Origin of the sequence: Pseudoxanthobacter sp., assembly GCF_036822375.1 — a bacterium.
Taxonomy (GTDB): Bacteria; Pseudomonadota; Alphaproteobacteria; order Rhizobiales; family Segnochrobactraceae; genus Pseudoxanthobacter.
In genome coordinates, this window is the sequence record NZ_DAISHT010000150.1 from 7,013 (window position 1) to 9,055 (window position 2,043).

Annotated in this window: 2 protein-coding genes and 1 pseudogene; 2 read left to right on the top strand and 1 reads right to left on the bottom strand. The window is 69.8% G+C overall.

Annotation, left to right across the window (positions count from 1 at the left end; genetic code table 11):
• Positions 1–72 precede the first annotated feature (72 nt).
• Positions 73–714 carry a MarC family protein gene (locus V7067_RS13000; RefSeq protein ID WP_334176327.1) on the top strand — a complete coding sequence of 214 codons (642 nt, stop codon included), beginning with the start codon at positions 73–75 and terminating at the stop codon, positions 712–714.
• A 58-nt stretch (positions 715–772) separates the two neighbouring features.
• Positions 773–1,747, top strand: coding sequence for an adenosylcobinamide-phosphate synthase CbiB (gene cbiB, locus V7067_RS13005; RefSeq protein WP_334176328.1), 975 nt, complete (start codon positions 773–775; stop codon positions 1,745–1,747).
• Positions 1,748–1,753: 6 nt separating this feature from the next.
• Here the strand turns inward: cbiB and V7067_RS13010 are convergent.
• Positions 1,754–2,043 (bottom strand): annotated as a pseudogene (locus tag V7067_RS13010) (cobyric acid synthase CobQ); the annotation flags it as partial.

Consider the following 2,043-nt stretch of genomic DNA (forward strand, 5'->3'; position numbering starts at 1 on the left):
GGCCGCGGCACCGGTTGCGCTCGCCGGGCATTCCGTGGCCTTGTCGGGCGGGCCGCCGGCCGGGAGGAAACGATGCACGGATCGTATCAGCAATATCTGCTCGGCATTCTGGCTGTCGCCAACAACATCCCGGCGCTGGCTCCCTTTCTGGCCATGTGCGGCGGTCTTTCCCGCGTGCAGACCCTGCGTCTCGTCGTCATCGCCACGGCGACCTCGCTTATCGTCATGCTGATGTCGATGGTCTTCGGCACGGCCGTGCTGGCGTTTTTCGGCATCTCGATCAGTGCCTTCCAGATCGCCGGCGGGCTGCTGCTCTGTTCCACCGGCCACAGCATGCTGAATGCGCGCACATCGGAGGATGTGTCCACCAAGGCGGTGCTGCATCCCGACGAAGGCTATCGCCAGCGGATTTCGGCCACCGTCGTGCCGGTGGCCATTCCGCTCACCACCGGCGCGGGCACGATGTCCACCGTCACCGTGTTTGCGCAGCTTGCCGACACCAACAACACCCATCTGCTGCTGCTGTTCGCCATTCTCACCATGACGGTCATCATCTTCCTCGTGTTCTATTTCGCCGTCGACCTGACCCGGTTCATCGGCGAAGTCGGCATGAGCGTTCTGGTGAAGGTGATGGGGCTGTTCACGCTGGCAATCGGCGTGCAGTTCGTTGTCACCGGTGTGACCACCATCTATGCCGGGCTGCCGCACGCCTGAGCACGGCGGCCATGGCGGCGCCTCTCTGTCCATTCCGTTGCACGATCCCGTTTGTCCCATGACCTTTCTGCTGACTGCACTGGCCCTGCTGCTGGAACTGGCGTTCGGCTATCCGCAGGGGCTGTTCGCCCGCATCGGCCACCCCGTTACGTGGATCGGCCGGCTCATCGGCGCCCTCGACCGGCACTGGAACCGGCCGGCCGATCCGGCCGGGCGGCGGCGCGCGCTTGGCGTTCTGGCGCTGCTGGTGATCGTGCTGGTCGCCGGCGGGGCTGGGGCGGCGGTGGCCGGCGTGGCGGGACGGATTGCCGGCCCGGCCGGCGTCGTGCTGGCGGTGCTGGCGGGCAGTGCCTTGCTGGCGCAGCGCAGTTTGGCCGCCCATGTGCGCGCCGTCGCCGCGGCGCTGGAAACCGGCGGCATCGTGGCCGGGCGGGCGGCCGTGTCGCGCATCGTCGGGCGCGACCCCGAGGCCCTCGATGTCGCCGGCGTCTCGCGCGCCGCCATCGAGAGCCTTGCGGAGAACTTTTCCGATGGCATCGTGGCGCCGGCCGTGTGGATGCTGGCCGGCGGGCTGCCGGGGGCGGCCGTCTACAAGGCTGTCAACACCGCCGACAGCATGATCGGTCACAAGACCGCGCGTCACGGTGCCTTCGGCTGGGCCGCGGCGCGGTTCGACGATCTCATCAATCTGCCGGCCTCGCGGCTGGCCGGTCTGCTGATCGTGGCGGCTGCGGCGCTCATGCCCGGGGCGAGCCCGGCTGCCGCGTGGCGGGCCATCCGGCGCGATGCGCGCTTCCACCGGTCGCCCAATGCCGGCTGGCCGGAAGCCGCCATGGCCGGCGCGCTCGGCTTTGCCATCGCCGGCCCGCGCAGCTACGGCGGCGTGATGGTGAGCGGACCGGAGATGGGCGCCGGCGGCCGCCGCGAACTCGGCGCCGCCGACATCCGGCAGGCGCTGCGGCTGTTCTGGCTGGCAGACGGGCTGATGGTGGCGCTGATCGCCGCCGGGGCAGCCATCGCCCTCGTGCTCTGAGGCGCCTCAGCGGGCCAGCGCCAGCAGGGTATCGAGGTCGAGGTGCTGTTCCAGATGGCTGGCGAGAGCGTCCAGCGCCGCCTCTATGCCCGCCTCGAACTGCAGATCGGAGGGCGGGGTACCGAGGCGCTGAAGCCAGCGGGCGCGCTGGGCATCGTCGGCAAAAAGACCGTGGACATAGCTGCCGCACACCCGGCCATCGGCGGAAACCGCGCCTTCCGGCCGGCCATCGCTCAAGCCGGTCTCGCCCACGCCGGTCTTGCCCAAGCCGGTCTCGCCCAAAGCGCTCTCGCCAA